Source organism: Acinetobacter brisouii CIP 110357, from assembly GCF_000488275.1.
Lineage (GTDB): Bacteria > Pseudomonadota > Gammaproteobacteria > Pseudomonadales > Moraxellaceae > Acinetobacter > Acinetobacter brisouii.
Map to the genome: position 1 here is coordinate 2159964 of NZ_KI530762.1, position 14410 is coordinate 2174373.

Sequence of the window (14410 nt, forward strand, 5' to 3'; positions counted from 1 at the left end):
ATTACACTCCTACCGACACAGCAACAGGTTCAGCCAAAGATACGGTTGGCGCTAAACCAATCGGATAACCAATATAGCCTGTTGGCAAGTACTCAATCACTTGCACAGGTAAGCTAATGCTGGTTTCCCCTGCTTTTACGGTAATTTTTTGACCATCTTGAAGATTTAAACGAGATGCATCTTGTTCACCAACAGCAAAAACTGCTTCTGGAATGCGTGACTGCATTGCAGGTGTCTTGATGGTAAATTCACCTGAAGCAAAAATATGATGCATTGGAACCAAACGGAAGCTATCTGGGTTGGTCAGAACCGCAGAAGGAGCAACATAGCTACGTGCTGGACGTTTTGGTAAACGATCAAATAGACGGATACCTGCGTCACCACCTTTCAAGTGACCACCCACTTCATCTTGGTATTTGTTCCAAGATTGTGGAGAGTTCCAACCTGGTGCCCATGCAAATGGTACCAGCGATGCCGCTTTTTGTGACCCTACATAACCTTCCATTGAGAAAGTTAATGCTGAGTCAACGTCAACAGGTTGTTTTGGTTCATGCACAGAGATTTGCGCACGTAATGCTGTACGACCTGAATAACGGCGTGGTTCGCGCGCAATTTTCAAACCATGAACACGATAGCCTGCATCTGGTGCAACATCTTGAATTGCTTCAAGTACTGGTACATTTTTCACGACAGATTCAATCACGTCATCAAGTAATGTCCAGTCAATCGCTTTACCGCGTAGACCTGTTTCAATCGCATGCAACCAGCGCCATGATTCTTTAATCGCGTATTCTGGTTTGTAGTAGCTTGGATCGTAAACTTGATAGAAACGTTGCGCACGACCTTCTTGGCTGACCACTGTACCATCGCCTTCAGCAAAGCTTGCTGCTGACAATACAATGTTAGCTGCTTTCACAGTTTCAGTTTCGCTATGATCTAACACAATAACATCTTGCGCTTTTGCCAAAGCTGCCTGAACTTGAGTTACAGGTAAGCGACGGAACAGATCATTTTCAACGATCACAACAGCATCATAGTCTTGTGCAAAGGCTTGCTCTAAGCTTAAACCACCAAACAGCGCTAGACCCATTGAGTTCACTTCAGGAACAACCAAAGTTAAACCTGCTGTTGCACCCAAGTTTTGCGTTAACTGTGCAGCCGCTTCCATAATTGCTGGATCTTGTAGGCTTGTACCCGCAATTACCAATGGTTTTTTCGCAGCTTTCAGCGTATCTGCAATCGTTTGTGCAAATGCTTTGGTATCATCATCTAGACCCAGAACATTTTCACCTTTGACTGCTGCTGCAACTGCAAAGCCTAAACGAGCGATGTCATTTGGAGAAGCAACCACTTCACCTGTCGCTACATCAGCTAAACGTGTTTGTGTCGCTGCCAAGATATAAATCGGAGATTTTTCATCTTGACCAATACGCGCAACAGGCTCAGCTAACCAGTCTGGTGTACGACGATCTGCTGCCATTTGTTTCGCTTTGTTTTTCGCCGCTTGACGAACAGACAGTGCCATACGCGGTGCAGTTTGAGTTAAATCTTCACCCAAAATGAGTACCGCATCATAACTTTCAACTTCACGTAAAGTTGGGTTATAGATACCTTCGGTTTGCATGATTGATGCAGCAAGTTCAACCAATGACTGCTCTTTTTGCGTCATCCCTGTTGAATAATTGTCTGAACCCACCAATTCACGTAGCGCATAGTTAGATTCAAGGCTGGCACGTGGAGAACCGATACCCAAGACTTTTTTGCCTTGTAATTTAGCAATCACAGCATCAAGTGCCTGATCAACTGAAACAGTTGTCACTTCAGCTTGATTACGCAATTGTGGCTGACGTGGGCGATCTGCACGGTTGACATAACCTGTACCGAAACGACCTTTGTCACACAAAAAGTATTGGTTCACGTCACCGTTGAAACGGTTTTCTACACGACGCAATTCACCATAACGCTCGCCTGGAGAAATGTTACAGCCAGAAGAACAACCTTGGCATACGCTTGGCGCATACTGCATGTCCCACTTACGGTTATAACGTTCTGAGTGAGTTTTATCGGTAAATACACCTGTTGGACACACTTCAGTCAAGTTACCAGAGAACTCAGACTCTAAAGTACCTGATTCTGGGCGACCGAAGTACACACGTGATGCATTGGCATATACGCCAAAGTCCGTACCACCTGCGTAGTCTTTATAGTAACGAACACAACGATAACACGCGATACAACGGTTCATTTCATGTGCAATAAATGAACCCAATTCTTGGTTGTGGTGTGTACGTTTGGTGAAACGGTAACGACGACGGTCATGACCTGTCATCACAGTCATATCTTGTAAATGACAGTGACCACCTTCTTCACAGACTGGACAGTCATGTGGGTGGTTTGTCATCAAGAATTCAACCACAGACTCACGGAAACTTACCGCTTCTTTGTCTTCGATTGAAATATAGGTATTGTCGGAAGCAGGCGTCATACAAGACATCACAAGACGTCCGCGTGTATCCTCAGGATTTGCATACTGAGTGACAGCACATTGACGGCAAGAACCAACAGAACCTAAGGATGGGTGCCAGCAAAAATATGGGATATCAATCCCCAGAGACAAACATGCTTGCAGCAAGTTCTCTGACCCATTAACTTCGTACTGTTTTCCATCGACATGAATTGTAGCCATAGTCGAATTCCTTAAGCTTGTGCTACGTTGCTAGTTTGAGCTACAGGACGATCTGTCACTTTTGCTTCAAACTCGCTACGGAAATGTTTGAGTGCGCCCATTAATGGCTCCATCGCACCAGGTGCGTGAGCACAGAAAGTTTTGCCAATCCACAACTTACGGGTCAGTTCCTGAAGATGTTGGATGTCCTCCATCTTCCCTTCACCGTTTTCAAGTGCTTTAAGCGCTTTCACTGCCCAAGGCAAGCCATCACGGCAAGGTGTACACCAGCCACATGATTCACGTGCAAAGAACTCTTCTAGGTTACGTGTTGCTGAAACCATACACTGCGTTTCATCTACGACCATGAGCAAACAAGTTCCTAAACGTGAACCTGCTTTCATGATGCTTTCAGCATCCATTGGAAGATCAATGTGTTCAGCAGCCAAGAAGTCTGTAGACGCACCGCCTGGCAACCACGCTTTGAGTTTAAGACCATCACGCATACCACCAGCATGATCTTCGATCACTTCTCGTGCGGTTGTACCAAATGGCAACTCCCAAAGACCAGGGAACTTGACTTTACCCGATGCACCGTAGATTTTCGTACCAGGATCTTTCGATTTACCTGCTGACAAACCGATATACCATTCTGGACCACGCAGCATAATTGCTGGCAAGTTATTGTAGGTCTCAACGTTGTTGACAATCGTTGGACGACCCCAAGCCCCTGCAACTTGTGGGAATGGTGGTTTGGTACGTGGGTTAGCACGGCGACCTTCTAAAGAGTTAATCAATGCAGTTTCTTCACCACAGATATAACGCCCTGCACCTGTGTGCACATACAGCTCGAAATTCCAACCTGTATCTAGAATGTTGTCACCCAAATAACCTTTAGCACGAACTTGTTCTAAGGCTTCGTTCAGGTACTGTGCAGCTTCGATGTATTCGCCACGAATAAAGATATAACCTTGAGTCGCTTCTAAGGTATATGCTGCAATCAGCATGCCTTCGATCAACTGATGAGGAAGTCTTTCCATCAACAGGCGGTCTTTAAACGTACCAGGTTCCATCTCATCGGCATTACAGATCAGGTAACGAGGACCACCATCATTTGGTGCCATCAATGACCATTTAATCCCTGCTGGGAAACCTGCACCACCACGCCCTTTTACGGTTGCTGCTTTAATGACTTCCAGCACATCTTTCGGTGGCATGGTAATCGCTTTTTTAAAGCCCGCATAACCTTCTAGCGCTTCGTAATCATCCGCATTACGCACATGTTCTTGTTTGCTTAAGCGCCAAGTCAGTGGATGCGTTTCTGGGTTACCGTCGCCATAAATTGGTTTTGGTTCAGTATTCATACATACTTCTCCAATAACTGTTTGATTGAAGTCACTTCAACCAATCCATGAGTATCTTCATCAATCATCAAGGTTGGACCTTTATCGCAGTTGCCCAAACAGCAAATCGGCAATAAAGTAAAACGGTTATCTGCCGTCGTTTGTCCAAACTGAATACCTAATTCGCGCTGAAATGCTTCAGCCAAGGTTTCAGCGCCCATCAAGAAACACGCGATTGAATCACAGAGTAAAATGACGTGGCGACCTACAGGTTGGCGATAGATACGGTTATAGAATGTTGCTACACCTTCTAAATCGGCAACACTGATCGTGAGGAGCTGCGCAATTGCATTTAATTGTGCATCATCTACCCAGCCATTACGGCGTTGTACACACTTCAAGGCATCAAGTGATGCTGCACGTGGGTATGGATAGTGGTCAATGTGATGTTCAATTTCATGGATTTCGTCCGCAGTCAAAATCCCTTCAACATTCACACGTGGCTTTTTATCAGTCAAAATCATCATAATGCGTTACCCCTTAGCGATCCACATCAGCCATAACCACATCAATGGTTGCCAAGTAAATGATCAAGTCAGACACCAAACTGCCATTAATCACCGAAGGAATTTGCTGTAGGTGAGTAAATGTTGGTGTACGAATACGCGTACGATAACTCATGGTTGCTTTGTCAGAGGTTAAGTAATAGTTACTTGCACCTTTCACCACTTCTGCCATTACAGATGCCTCACCAGCTGGCATCACAGGACCCCAAGAAACGCTCAAGAAGTGCGTAATCAAGGTTTCAATATCTTGTAATGTTTTGTCTTTCGGTGGTGGAACAGCCAGTGGATGATCCGCTTTGTATGGACCAGATGGCATGTTGTCTAAACATTGCTTCACGATTTTCAATGATTCACGAATTTCATGGAAGTGAACCATCACACGTGCATAAGCATCGCCTTCGTACTCAACAGGCACTTCAAAGTCGTAATTTTCATAGCCGCTATATGGACGGTATTTACGAACGTCAAAGTCAATCCCTGTTGCACGCAGACCTGTACCTGTCACACCCCAAGCCAATGCAGATTTCGCATCGTACTGAGCAACATTACGGGTACGACCAATAAACACAGAGTTCTTTAACGCTGCTTTATGGTATTCATCCAAACGCTTAGGCATCCAGTCCAGAATTTCACGAATCAGATGTTGCCAGTTGTTTGGAAGGTCATGCGCAGTACCGCCGATACGGAACCAAGCCGGGTGCATACGGAAACCAGTAATGGCTTCAATCGCATCATAAATTTTTTGACGGTCAGCAAACATATAGAATACTGGTGTCATACCACCGGTATCCTGAATCGCTGTACCGATGTAGAGCAAGTGGTTATTGATACGGAATAATTCCGACATCATGACACGGATACACTGTGCACGATCAGGAACTTTAATTCCTGCAAGCTGTTCCACACCCATGACATAAGGCATGTTTTGCGCACAACCACCCAAGTAGTCTACACGGTCAGTGTAAGGAATAAATGAGTGCCATGTTTGACGTTCAGCCATCTTTTCCACACCGCGGTGGTGATAACCAATATCAGGAACACAGTCTTTCACTTCTTCGCCATCGAGCTGCAAGATCACACGGAATGCACCATGCGCAGATGGATGGTTAGGACCCAAGTTCAAGAACATGAAGTCCTCGTCCTTGTTACCACGTTTCAGTCCCCAATCTTCAGGAACAAAACGCAAGTGTTCTTGTTCGAAATCTTGTTTCGCCTTGTTTTGCATATAAGGCGTATATTCCGTTGCACGTGCAGAATATTCTTTACGTAGCGGATGCCCTTCCCAATAGGTTGGCAACAAGATACGACGCAACATTGGATGACCGTCAAACTTGACACCGAACATGTCATAAACTTCACGTTCGTACCAGTTAGCATTTGGCCAAATGTTGGTTGCGGTTGGAATATTCAGATCACTCTCGTTTAAAGCGACTTTTACACGAATATCGGCATTACGCTCTAGCGATAGCAAATGATAGAACACTGTGAAATCTGATGCTGGCAACCCTTCACGATGTTGACGCAAACGCTCATCAACAGCAGAGAGGTCAAAAAGCATCACGTATGGGCGTGATACGGTACGCAAGAACATTAAGACTTCTTGCACACGTGCACGCTCAACCCAAACCGTTGGAAAATCTTCACAAGTCGGTTGCACGTAGAAGTTTTCACCGAATTTGGTTTTCAGCTCTTCTACAATTGCAAATGCTGGGCGCGAATCAATTTGAGTCGATTCTTCTGGCATAGCAATTTCAGTTTCAGCCATTGGCTTGGCTTCCTTTTTAATACAAATTCTTTTTAACCCTAACGACAAATCACCCATAAGCGGGTGATGAACAGTCCATCGTTAAAATTATTTAATCTCATCCATAGAGCGTAAGTTTTTCACTGCAATACGTTCTGCGTTTTTGCGATCACGTTCTGGCATCATCTTTGGCTTATATACAGGCTTAAGATCATCACCAATCACCGCAGATAACGGACGGCGCTCTAGCTGAATTTGGTCTTGCAACAGCATTAATGCTTGGATTAATGCCTCTGGACGTGGTGGGCAACCTGGAATATAAACATCTACGGGAATGATTTTATCGACACCTTGTACAACCGAATAAATATCGTACATACCGCCAGAGTTGGCGCAGGCACCCATAGAAATTACCCATTTAGGTTCAAGCATTTGTTCATACAAACGTTGAATAACAGGCGCCATTTTCACAAAGCAAGTCCCAGCCACAATCATCAAGTCAGCCTGACGTGGTGAAGCACGAATAACTTCGGCACCGAAACGTGACAAGTCATGCACACCTGTCAAGGTGGTCGCATACTCAACGTAGCAGCAAGACGTACCAAAGTTAAATGGCCAAACAGAGTTTTTACGCCCCCAGTTGACCACATTATGCATTACGTCTTCCAAACGCGTCATAAATACGTTTTTATTGACTTCTTCCTGAAGAGGATCTGTGACAATTTGACGCTCTTGAAGGGGGTATTGGTCAGCCTGTGGATTGGCACGGGTTAAGGTATATTTCATCCCGTATTACTCCTTGTCAGAAGTTGCTGTGGTCTTTTTGACTCGAGATTGAGCCGGAACATGACCCGTAGGGTCTTTAACCAACTCATCAATTGAATTAAAGCGTGTGATCTCTGCGATATCCATATTTGGAGAGCCAATTTTTGGTAATATGCCTGCCGCTTTACGACGGTCAAATGGCGACCAGTTCAACGCACCTACAGAAAGCGCATAAACAAGACCAATCAACAAATCGATAATAAAGATGGTTGCAGTTGAAAAACCCAACCAGCCTACTTCACGCACAGCACCAGACCATGCATAAAGATAAAGTGCTTCGATATCAAAAATGACAAAGAAGATAGCGACAAGATAAAATTTTGCAGACAGGCGAATGCGGGCACCACCAGCACCAACAATACCTGACTCAAACTGCTCTTGTTTTGAACGACCCCATGACTTACCTCCTAGGAGTAACGGAACTGTAAGCATAAAGACGCAAAGGAATGTAACGCCGATCACGAAGGCAATCGTTGCCCAATCGTATGGAGTAATGGCACTCATGCGGGGATAACTCCTGGCAGGCCTAATTTTAACAAAAAGGATGTATGTATTGGCCTAAAAATACACCAAACACAAAATTAAACACTTCAATTGTACCTGATTTATGATTTACGTTGCTAGGCTAATCTCTCTTGTTATCTCTAGCCTTTGGCATAATACTCTGTGTGGTTTTTACGCAAAAAGACGACTAAAACTGTGGTAATCCATACTTATCGATTAATACTATTATCTTTTTAAAAAGTCACTTTTTTTTCAATTATTGTATTTTTCATGCCATTTTTTGCAAAAAATTGGCTTTTTTCTCTAGCAAAATACTCCAAAAATTTTACTAAATTTTATAGAAAACAAGAATAATTATCTATTATAAAGTCATGATCTACGCTTTAATTTATTACAACCTTACAACAAATTCTTTAAATGATTTTTTACACACTCTCCTTGAAGAAAGTCATCATTTAACAGTTTTTTGATCTTAACGCACCACGCAACATTTATAAAAAATTTATGATGACGCAACATTCTAAAAATAGACTCTAGACATCTTCTACAAAAATTGTATGAGAAAGCTTACGCTTACAACACAAATTTGGAAAACTATGCTATATAAATAAAAAACACATAGAAATATCAATTAAATCAAATATAAGGATTCAACAATGAGCTTAGACATCTCACATAAACCAAACTACTTCATGTTTGCACAATTATTGGTGCGCTTTATTGAAAGTCACCTGCCTGTTCATCCAAACACCCAGCTCAAAATTCCTTTTGATCAATTGCAGCACCTGTTTCAGAATGATCTTGCTGCAACGAGTATCAATTTGGAAGGTATACTCAATATCACCAATGAATATAAGGTTGAAACATTATCCGGCGATCAAAAACTTATTGAGTTTTATCAGATTGATCACGAACAATTAAACTTGACCCTTGACCTGAATGCTCAGGCAATTTCTGAGCTGCTGCAAGGCAAACCGTTAATTATTCCTGATGCAACACTACAAGAATAAAATCACCAATAAAAAAACCACCATAAATGGTGGTTTTTTTATTTAAGCAACAATTAGCTTATTTTGCTTCATAAATACTGATTTCAACACGGCGGTTTTGTTCACGACCACTCGCTGTACTATTTGATGCGATCGGGTTAGATGCACCATGCCCTTCAGAATTTACACGGCTTGATGGAACACCCTGATTAATCAAATACTGAGCGACAGCATTCGCGCGGTTTTTAGACAACGGAATATTAATTGAATCATTACCTGTGTTGTCAGTATAACCAGTGACTAAAATCGCACTCTTGTTATCTTCAGTCAAAGTTTGTGAAACTTTATTTAGAGTTGAATAGAAGTTTGGTTTGATATTATAAGAATTGGTATCAAAAGTGATGTTACCTGGCATCACCAAACCAACCGAACCATCTGGATTACGGTTTACTTCAACCCCTGTACCTGCCATTTGCTGGCGAAGTTTTTGCTCTTTTTTATCAAGATACAAACCACCTGCAGCACCAATAATGGCACCAATCGCAGCAGCACGGTTATTTTGTGCACTTGAATTCGCCCCAGCTCGTGATAAGCCATAACCTGCAAGTGCACCTAAACCTGCACCAATCGCAGTTTTGTCATAATCTCGGATACCACCAGTACCAGAAGCACCAGTATTCATACTTTGACAACCTGAAAGTGCCAAAGCCCCGATGACTGTAGAAATAACCAATGCACGCATCGCATGCCTCCTTGTTGTGTTTATTTACATGTAAAAAATTATGAAAGAATATACTTTCGTAAAATACTAATTTTTTGTTAAAAAACGAGGGTTTTTTAACAAAACAACAGTATTCAAACCAGTTTACGCATAAGCTCTCCTTATTTTCTACAGAGTAGATACAATTTGAAAGATTTATTTTGACTCTCTTCAGGTCGATCGTTATCTTTACTATGCGAGATTTAGGCTAGGAATTTTTATGACATCTCATCGAGCCAAACAAAGTTTATTCAAAAAGATTACACGTGGCATGACTGTCGGCTCTGTGATTACAGGCAGCACATTTTTACATGGCCCTCCTGTTTTAGCCTTGGGGCTCACCAAACTTTTTAAACAATCACGCAAGGTGGATGAGACCAATATTCAGATTACCAATAGCTGGTTAAGTGTAAACAACTGGCTGATTGATCATGTTTTGCCAAACACCCAATGGGATATTCATATCGATGAGGATCTTGACCTGAACTTGCAAGGGCGTTATCTCATGCTCTGTAATCATCAAAGCTGGGTCGATACCACGGTTAATCAATATTTTGGTTTAACCCGTATGCCATTAACGCGTTTTTTTACCAAATGGGAACTCATCTTTATTCCTTTTGTGGGGCAGGCATTTAAAATTTTGGGTTTTCCTATGATGAAGCGTCATAGCAAATCTGAGATCGCTAAAAACCCGGCTCTAAAACATCGTGATATTTTAGAAGCGCGCAAATCTTGTGAACAACTGCTCAGTCAACCGTTTACTTTACTGAATTATGTCGAAGGTACCCGTTTTACGCCTGAAAAACATGCTCAGCAAAAATCCCCTTATCAACATTTACTCAAACCTAAAGCGGGTGGTCTAGCATTAGCACTGAATATTTTGGGAAATCAGGTTGATGCCCTGGTGGATATGACGATTGTCTATCCTGATGGTATTCCAGATTATAGTGAGTTCTGGCTGGGTGAAGTGCCTCGTATTGCCATACATTTGCGTAAAATTGACATTCCAGCATGGATTTTAGCTGGCAGCTATGAAGATGATCGCGAATTTAGGTCCAAATTCCACCAGTGGCTAGCACAAATCTGGAAAGAAAAAGATCAGTTAATCAGTGACATTAAAGCCAAGTATTCCGCTTAAATAAAGACAATGCATCATGCAAAATTCAAAACAAGTTCCGAGTTTCCAAGCGATTAGCCACAACTCTTTGCAGTGGAAAATCTATTTGGGTTATGACATTTTCATGATGTTCATTATCGTCTTTAATTTATTTTGCCTTGGCACAAATGCAATCCTGATGAGTAACTTTGCGAGTTGGTTCACTGAACACTTGCATATTACTCATCTCCTGAATTTTTATAAAAGTGCATTACATCCTTGGGTCAATAAAACAGAAGGCTGGTTTATTTGCTTTCTTGTGTTTGAATTCACAATACGCTGGGTTCTGGCAATTACGCAACGTCATCATCAACGCTGGTTTTTCTTTCCATTTATTCATTGGTATGAAGTTCTTGCCATTATTCCCATGTTACGCTTTTTGCGTTTGTTTCGCGTGGGGATTATTGCCTATCGTTTGCATGAATTGGGCTATGAAGTTATTCCTGAAGCATGGCTTAAGACTGCAAAATTTTATTATCAAGTGGTTATGGAAGAATTGTCGGATCGGGTTGTGATTACGGTGATTGACGGTATTCGTTATGAACTTGACACCAGTTCTACGCACAAGAAAATTATTCATGAGCTGGTGAACAGTCACCGCGAAATGTTTGCAAAAACGGTGGCTGATCTGCTGCAAGAAAATATTGCAACAGAACTGCAACGCCAACAACAAGATTTAGCGCAGCATGTTGGGAAAGTTGTTGAAAAAGCGGTGATAGATACACCAGAACTGCACCAGTTATTACGTTTATTTCCAATTATTGGCAGTCGTTTAGAAGAACAGATTCAAAGTATAGGCAAACGTCTAGGTGAAAATATTACTCAAGGGCTTATTGAACCTTGGGCACAACCTCAAAGCCCTGCATCCAATACTCCATATCAGCAGATCGCAGACAAAATTAGTGAGATTGATCTGAATAACGCACAACTTGAGCAATTGGTTGAATCTGCTGTTTATGAAAGTTTGGCTGCAATTCGCAAACAGGTCAAAATCAAGCAATGGCAAAATATCTTGATCGCTGCCGATCAAAATAAATAACAAATATGAACATGCCTGATTTTTCCCGACAAATATTCATGATTTTTTGTTGCTGGTGCTAGAGAATTACAGCAAATTGATCTAGGATTTGAGCTATTTACAACATACTTTGACTTATTACTTATTTGGTCAAAAGCCTCTAAGGAAATATCATGGCTGATATACGCATTACCGGAAGAATGGTTAATTTTACCCGATTAACCTTCGATACAAATGATCATGATGCTATTCGCCAACAACTTACCCAAATGCTCGAAGACACTGGTTCTCACGGCGCAGCGGTCATTTTAGACAGTACAGTCGAACAAGAGCTAATCGAATTAATTCAAATACTGATTAGCCTCGATTTACAACCAATGGCCGTTATTGATGGGTTACTTGGTGATGAAGCGCGTAGTATCCAGTTCCCTGTTCTTCCTGCAGATCGTCCTTTACAAAGAATCAAGCCAACGCACGAACAAGTGATTGAACAAAAGGATGATAAAGATCAAAATAGCGACAACAGTAAACAAAAATCAAACGCTGTAAATCATGTGACTTCATATCATAATGAAATGTTGCGTACGGGTCAGTGCTTAATCCAAGAGCATGGCGATGTGATCTTAAATGCCAGTATGAATAGTGGTTCAGAAGTGATTGCTTCGGGCAATATTTATATTTATGGTACAACACAAGGGCGCGTCATTGCCGGTGCCAGCGGTGATTCAACAGCACGTATTTTTTGTCAGTGCTTAAATGCCGAATTGGTCTCGATTGCGGGGACTTATTGTGTCGCAGACGACATTCCCGCGCATGTTGCGAAAAAAGCGGTACACATTTATTTAAATGATGAGCATGAACTTGAGTTCGAAGCATTAGAAATCTAAGGTATGATTCATCTTATTGCTTAACCATTGAACATTTTATTTTAATTGCAAATGACCATAACAGGAGTGGATTCGGTGGCCAAAATTGTTGTCGTAACATCAGGCAAAGGTGGTGTAGGTAAAACTACAACAAGCGCATCATTTGCAACAGGCTTAGCCTTACGTGGTCACAAAACTGTAGTCATCGATTTTGATGTCGGTTTACGTAACTTAGACCTCATTATGGGCTGTGAACGCCGTGTTGTTTATGACTTTGTTAATGTCATCAATCATGAAGCTCGTCTACAACAAGCATTAATTCGCGATAAAGACATTGAAAACCTTTATATTTTACCTGCATCACAGACCCGTGACAAAGATGCTCTTACCGATGATGGTGTTGAGCGTGTAATGAATGAGCTTGCTCAGGAATTTGACTATATTGTCTGTGACTCCCCTGCAGGTATTGAACGTGGTGCGATTTTGGCAATGTATCATGCCGATGAAGCCATTATTGTGACTAACCCAGAAATTTCCTCAGTACGAGATTCTGACCGTATTATTGGCATGCTCGATAGCAAAACTAAAAAAGTTGAGCACAATGAAGGTCGTATCCGTAAACATTTATGTATTACCCGCTTTAACCCTGAACGTGCCGATCGTCAGGAAATGCTGACAATTGATGATATTTCTAAAGATATTTTGCGTATTCCAACGCTGGGGGTAATTCCTGAATGCCCAAGCGTATTGCAAGCGTCCAACGAAGGTAAACCTGTCATTTTGTATACAGAATCGTATGCTGGGCAAGCTTATGATGATTTAGTTGCCCGCTTTCTTGGAGAAGATCGTCCGTATCGTCATATTACGGTAAAACCTAAAGGCTGGCTGGCACGTTTGTTTGGAGCATAATCATGGCAGGATTTTGGAGCAAGTTATTTGGTAGTGACGATAAAACCCCAAGCGCACAGATGGCAAAAGACCGTTTAAAGGTTATTGTTGCTTCTGAGCAAGGCTTAGGTCGTCGCTTGAGTCAAGACAAAATTGATCAGATGAAAAAAGAGATTATGCAAGTGGTTAGCCGCTATGTTCGGGGTGTCGATGAACAGCATATCCAGATGCAAGTACGTTCAGAAGCCAATATTGAAATGCTTGAGATGAATATCAATTTACCTGAAGATCATTAATTTCAATTCTGATTAGCTAAATATAATAATTCAAGGCAAAATATGGGGCTGGATAAGCAAACGAACGCTTTATCCAGTCGCAAAATATTTTGCCTTTTATTTTCAATGTCGAGGAGTGAGCTATGGCATTATCACAGCCAGCAACTTTCAATGAAGAATGGTCAGATGAGCGTGTGTTTGCCTACTTGAATCATTTGCCTCCTGAAGGAAGCAGCGCGGACTTTCATGTACTTTATAATGCCTATAAACACATGCGTCCACATGATTTCGAGCGCCTACTGACTCAATTTACTGCTGATGGCCGCGATATCAATGCAACCAATCCTCAAGGTCAGCGTATTCACGATGTGATTGCACAGTTCCCTCGCCATTCGACTGAGTTTCTTAACGTTCTGGCAAAATTTGCCTAATTATAGCCTGTTAAGCACTATCGATATTTAGCCTGCTCTGTGCAGGCTATTTTATTGCACGAGGTAAAACCAGTACGGTGCTTGCCTCACCATGCTGCAGTAATTGCAGCCATGTCCCTTGTGGTTTTTCAATACACTCAAAGATTTTAGGCTCTGTCTGAGTAATCTTATAGCTTTGCTGCAATCGATAATATAACAGTATTCCCTGCTTTCCCTGCTGAGTCGTCACTAGATGATAAGCTTCTACAGCCTGAGTATTAAGATAACCCTCTGCCAACCTTTGACAGGTCGCAAAATTTTCCTGCTTAAATTGAGTACAGCCAAACAGGCTTAGGCATATCAAGATAGTGATTAGATTTTTCATAAATTCTCCCCCATAG

General features: G+C 42.0%; 15 protein-coding genes. 7 read left to right on the forward strand and 8 right to left on the reverse strand.

Annotated elements, in window-relative coordinates:
- Window position 1: 1 nt before the first annotated feature.
- From nuoG to ndhC, 6 genes are all read right to left on the reverse strand, one after another.
- A complete protein-coding gene (gene nuoG / locus P255_RS10405) occupies window positions 2-2686 on the reverse strand; it encodes an NADH-quinone oxidoreductase subunit NuoG (RefSeq protein ID WP_004901925.1) in 2685 nt (894 codons plus the stop codon).
- Window positions 2687-2697: 11 nt separating this feature from the next.
- Window positions 2698-4029, reverse strand: a complete 1332-nt coding sequence (nuoF, locus tag P255_RS10410) for an NADH-quinone oxidoreductase subunit NuoF (protein WP_004901927.1) — start codon at window positions 4027-4029, stop codon at window positions 2698-2700.
- The gene (gene nuoE, locus P255_RS10415) at window positions 4026-4535 is read right to left on the reverse strand and encodes an NADH-quinone oxidoreductase subunit NuoE (RefSeq protein WP_004750654.1); all 510 of its coding nucleotides are present in this window, start codon (window positions 4533-4535) and stop codon (window positions 4026-4028) included. The genes nuoF and nuoE overlap by 4 nt, the downstream gene beginning before the upstream one ends.
- A gap of 13 nt (window positions 4536-4548) precedes the next feature.
- On the reverse strand, window positions 4549-6339 hold the full coding sequence (gene nuoC, locus P255_RS10420) for an NADH-quinone oxidoreductase subunit C/D (RefSeq protein WP_004750652.1): 1791 nt from the start codon (window positions 6337-6339) through the stop codon (window positions 4549-4551).
- Between the two features lie 87 nt (window positions 6340-6426).
- Window positions 6427-7104: a NuoB/complex I 20 kDa subunit family protein gene (locus P255_RS10425; RefSeq protein ID WP_004750650.1), complete on the reverse strand. Its 678-nt coding sequence runs from the start codon at window positions 7102-7104 to the stop codon at window positions 6427-6429.
- Window positions 7105-7110: 6 nt separating this feature from the next.
- Window positions 7111-7647 carry an NADH-quinone oxidoreductase subunit A gene (ndhC, locus tag P255_RS10430; protein ID WP_004901929.1) on the reverse strand — a complete coding sequence of 179 codons (537 nt, stop codon included), beginning with the start codon at window positions 7645-7647 and terminating at the stop codon, window positions 7111-7113.
- 656 nt (window positions 7648-8303) lie between these two features.
- Between ndhC and P255_RS10435 the strand changes: the two genes are divergently transcribed.
- Window positions 8304-8657, forward strand: coding sequence for a hypothetical protein (locus P255_RS10435; RefSeq protein WP_004901931.1), 354 nt, complete (start codon window positions 8304-8306; stop codon window positions 8655-8657).
- Between the two features lie 58 nt (window positions 8658-8715).
- Here P255_RS10435 and P255_RS10440 read toward each other — a convergent pair whose 3' ends face one another.
- Window positions 8716-9378, reverse strand: coding sequence for a YiaD family glycine zipper/OmpA-like lipoprotein (locus P255_RS10440; RefSeq protein ID WP_004901933.1), 663 nt, complete (start codon window positions 9376-9378; stop codon window positions 8716-8718).
- 238 nt (window positions 9379-9616) lie between these two features.
- On the opposite strand from P255_RS10440, the gene P255_RS10445 reads away from it, so the two are divergent.
- The 6 genes from P255_RS10445 (at window position 9617) to P255_RS10470 (ending at window position 14030) form a co-directional block, all read left to right on the forward strand.
- Window positions 9617-10534, forward strand: coding sequence for a 1-acylglycerol-3-phosphate O-acyltransferase, YihG family (locus P255_RS10445; protein WP_004901936.1), 918 nt, complete (start codon window positions 9617-9619; stop codon window positions 10532-10534).
- 16 nt (window positions 10535-10550) lie between these two features.
- Window positions 10551-11591, forward strand: coding sequence for a hypothetical protein (locus tag P255_RS10450; protein WP_004901939.1), 1041 nt, complete (start codon window positions 10551-10553; stop codon window positions 11589-11591).
- Window positions 11592-11743: 152 nt separating this feature from the next.
- Entirely contained in the window at window positions 11744-12457 is a 714-nt protein-coding gene (gene minC / locus P255_RS10455) for a septum site-determining protein MinC (RefSeq protein WP_004901941.1), read from the forward strand.
- 75 nt (window positions 12458-12532) lie between these two features.
- The gene (minD, locus tag P255_RS10460; protein ID WP_004750636.1) at window positions 12533-13345 is read left to right on the forward strand and encodes a septum site-determining protein MinD; all 813 of its coding nucleotides are present in this window, start codon (window positions 12533-12535) and stop codon (window positions 13343-13345) included.
- Window positions 13346-13347: 2 nt separating this feature from the next.
- The gene (minE, locus tag P255_RS10465; protein WP_004750634.1) at window positions 13348-13620 is read left to right on the forward strand and encodes a cell division topological specificity factor MinE; all 273 of its coding nucleotides are present in this window, start codon (window positions 13348-13350) and stop codon (window positions 13618-13620) included.
- A 122-nt stretch (window positions 13621-13742) separates the two neighbouring features.
- Window positions 13743-14030: a PA4642 family protein gene (locus P255_RS10470; protein ID WP_004901944.1), complete on the forward strand. Its 288-nt coding sequence runs from the start codon at window positions 13743-13745 to the stop codon at window positions 14028-14030.
- 46 nt (window positions 14031-14076) lie between these two features.
- Here P255_RS10470 and P255_RS10475 read toward each other — a convergent pair whose 3' ends face one another.
- A complete protein-coding gene (locus P255_RS10475; RefSeq protein ID WP_004901947.1) occupies window positions 14077-14394 on the reverse strand; it encodes a hypothetical protein in 318 nt (105 codons plus the stop codon).
- Between the last annotated feature and the right edge of the window lie 16 nt (window positions 14395-14410).

Coding starts and splice junctions, on each gene's coding strand:
- minC (WP_004901941.1), top strand. CDS start 11,744: ATGGCTGATATACGCATTACCGGAAGAATGGTTAATTTTACCCGATTA.
- nuoE (WP_004750654.1), bottom strand. CDS start 4,535: ATGATGATTTTGACTGATAAAAAGCCACGTGTGAATGTTGAAGGGATT.
- nuoC (WP_004750652.1), bottom strand. CDS start 6,339: ATGGCTGAAACTGAAATTGCTATGCCAGAAGAATCGACTCAAATTGAT.
- P255_RS10450 (WP_004901939.1), top strand. CDS start 10,551: ATGCAAAATTCAAAACAAGTTCCGAGTTTCCAAGCGATTAGCCACAAC.
- P255_RS10445 (WP_004901936.1), top strand. CDS start 9,617: ATGACATCTCATCGAGCCAAACAAAGTTTATTCAAAAAGATTACACGT.
- P255_RS10470 (WP_004901944.1), top strand. CDS start 13,743: ATGGCATTATCACAGCCAGCAACTTTCAATGAAGAATGGTCAGATGAG.
- ndhC (WP_004901929.1), bottom strand. CDS start 7,647: ATGAGTGCCATTACTCCATACGATTGGGCAACGATTGCCTTCGTGATC.
- P255_RS10440 (WP_004901933.1), bottom strand. CDS start 9,378: ATGCGTGCATTGGTTATTTCTACAGTCATCGGGGCTTTGGCACTTTCA.
- P255_RS10475 (WP_004901947.1), bottom strand. CDS start 14,394: ATGAAAAATCTAATCACTATCTTGATATGCCTAAGCCTGTTTGGCTGT.
- minE (WP_004750634.1), top strand. CDS start 13,348: ATGGCAGGATTTTGGAGCAAGTTATTTGGTAGTGACGATAAAACCCCA.
- P255_RS10425 (WP_004750650.1), bottom strand. CDS start 7,104: ATGAAATATACCTTAACCCGTGCCAATCCACAGGCTGACCAATACCCC.
- nuoG (WP_004901925.1), bottom strand. CDS start 2,686: ATGGCTACAATTCATGTCGATGGAAAACAGTACGAAGTTAATGGGTCA.
- P255_RS10435 (WP_004901931.1), top strand. CDS start 8,304: ATGAGCTTAGACATCTCACATAAACCAAACTACTTCATGTTTGCACAA.
- nuoF (WP_004901927.1), bottom strand. CDS start 4,029: ATGAATACTGAACCAAAACCAATTTATGGCGACGGTAACCCAGAAACG.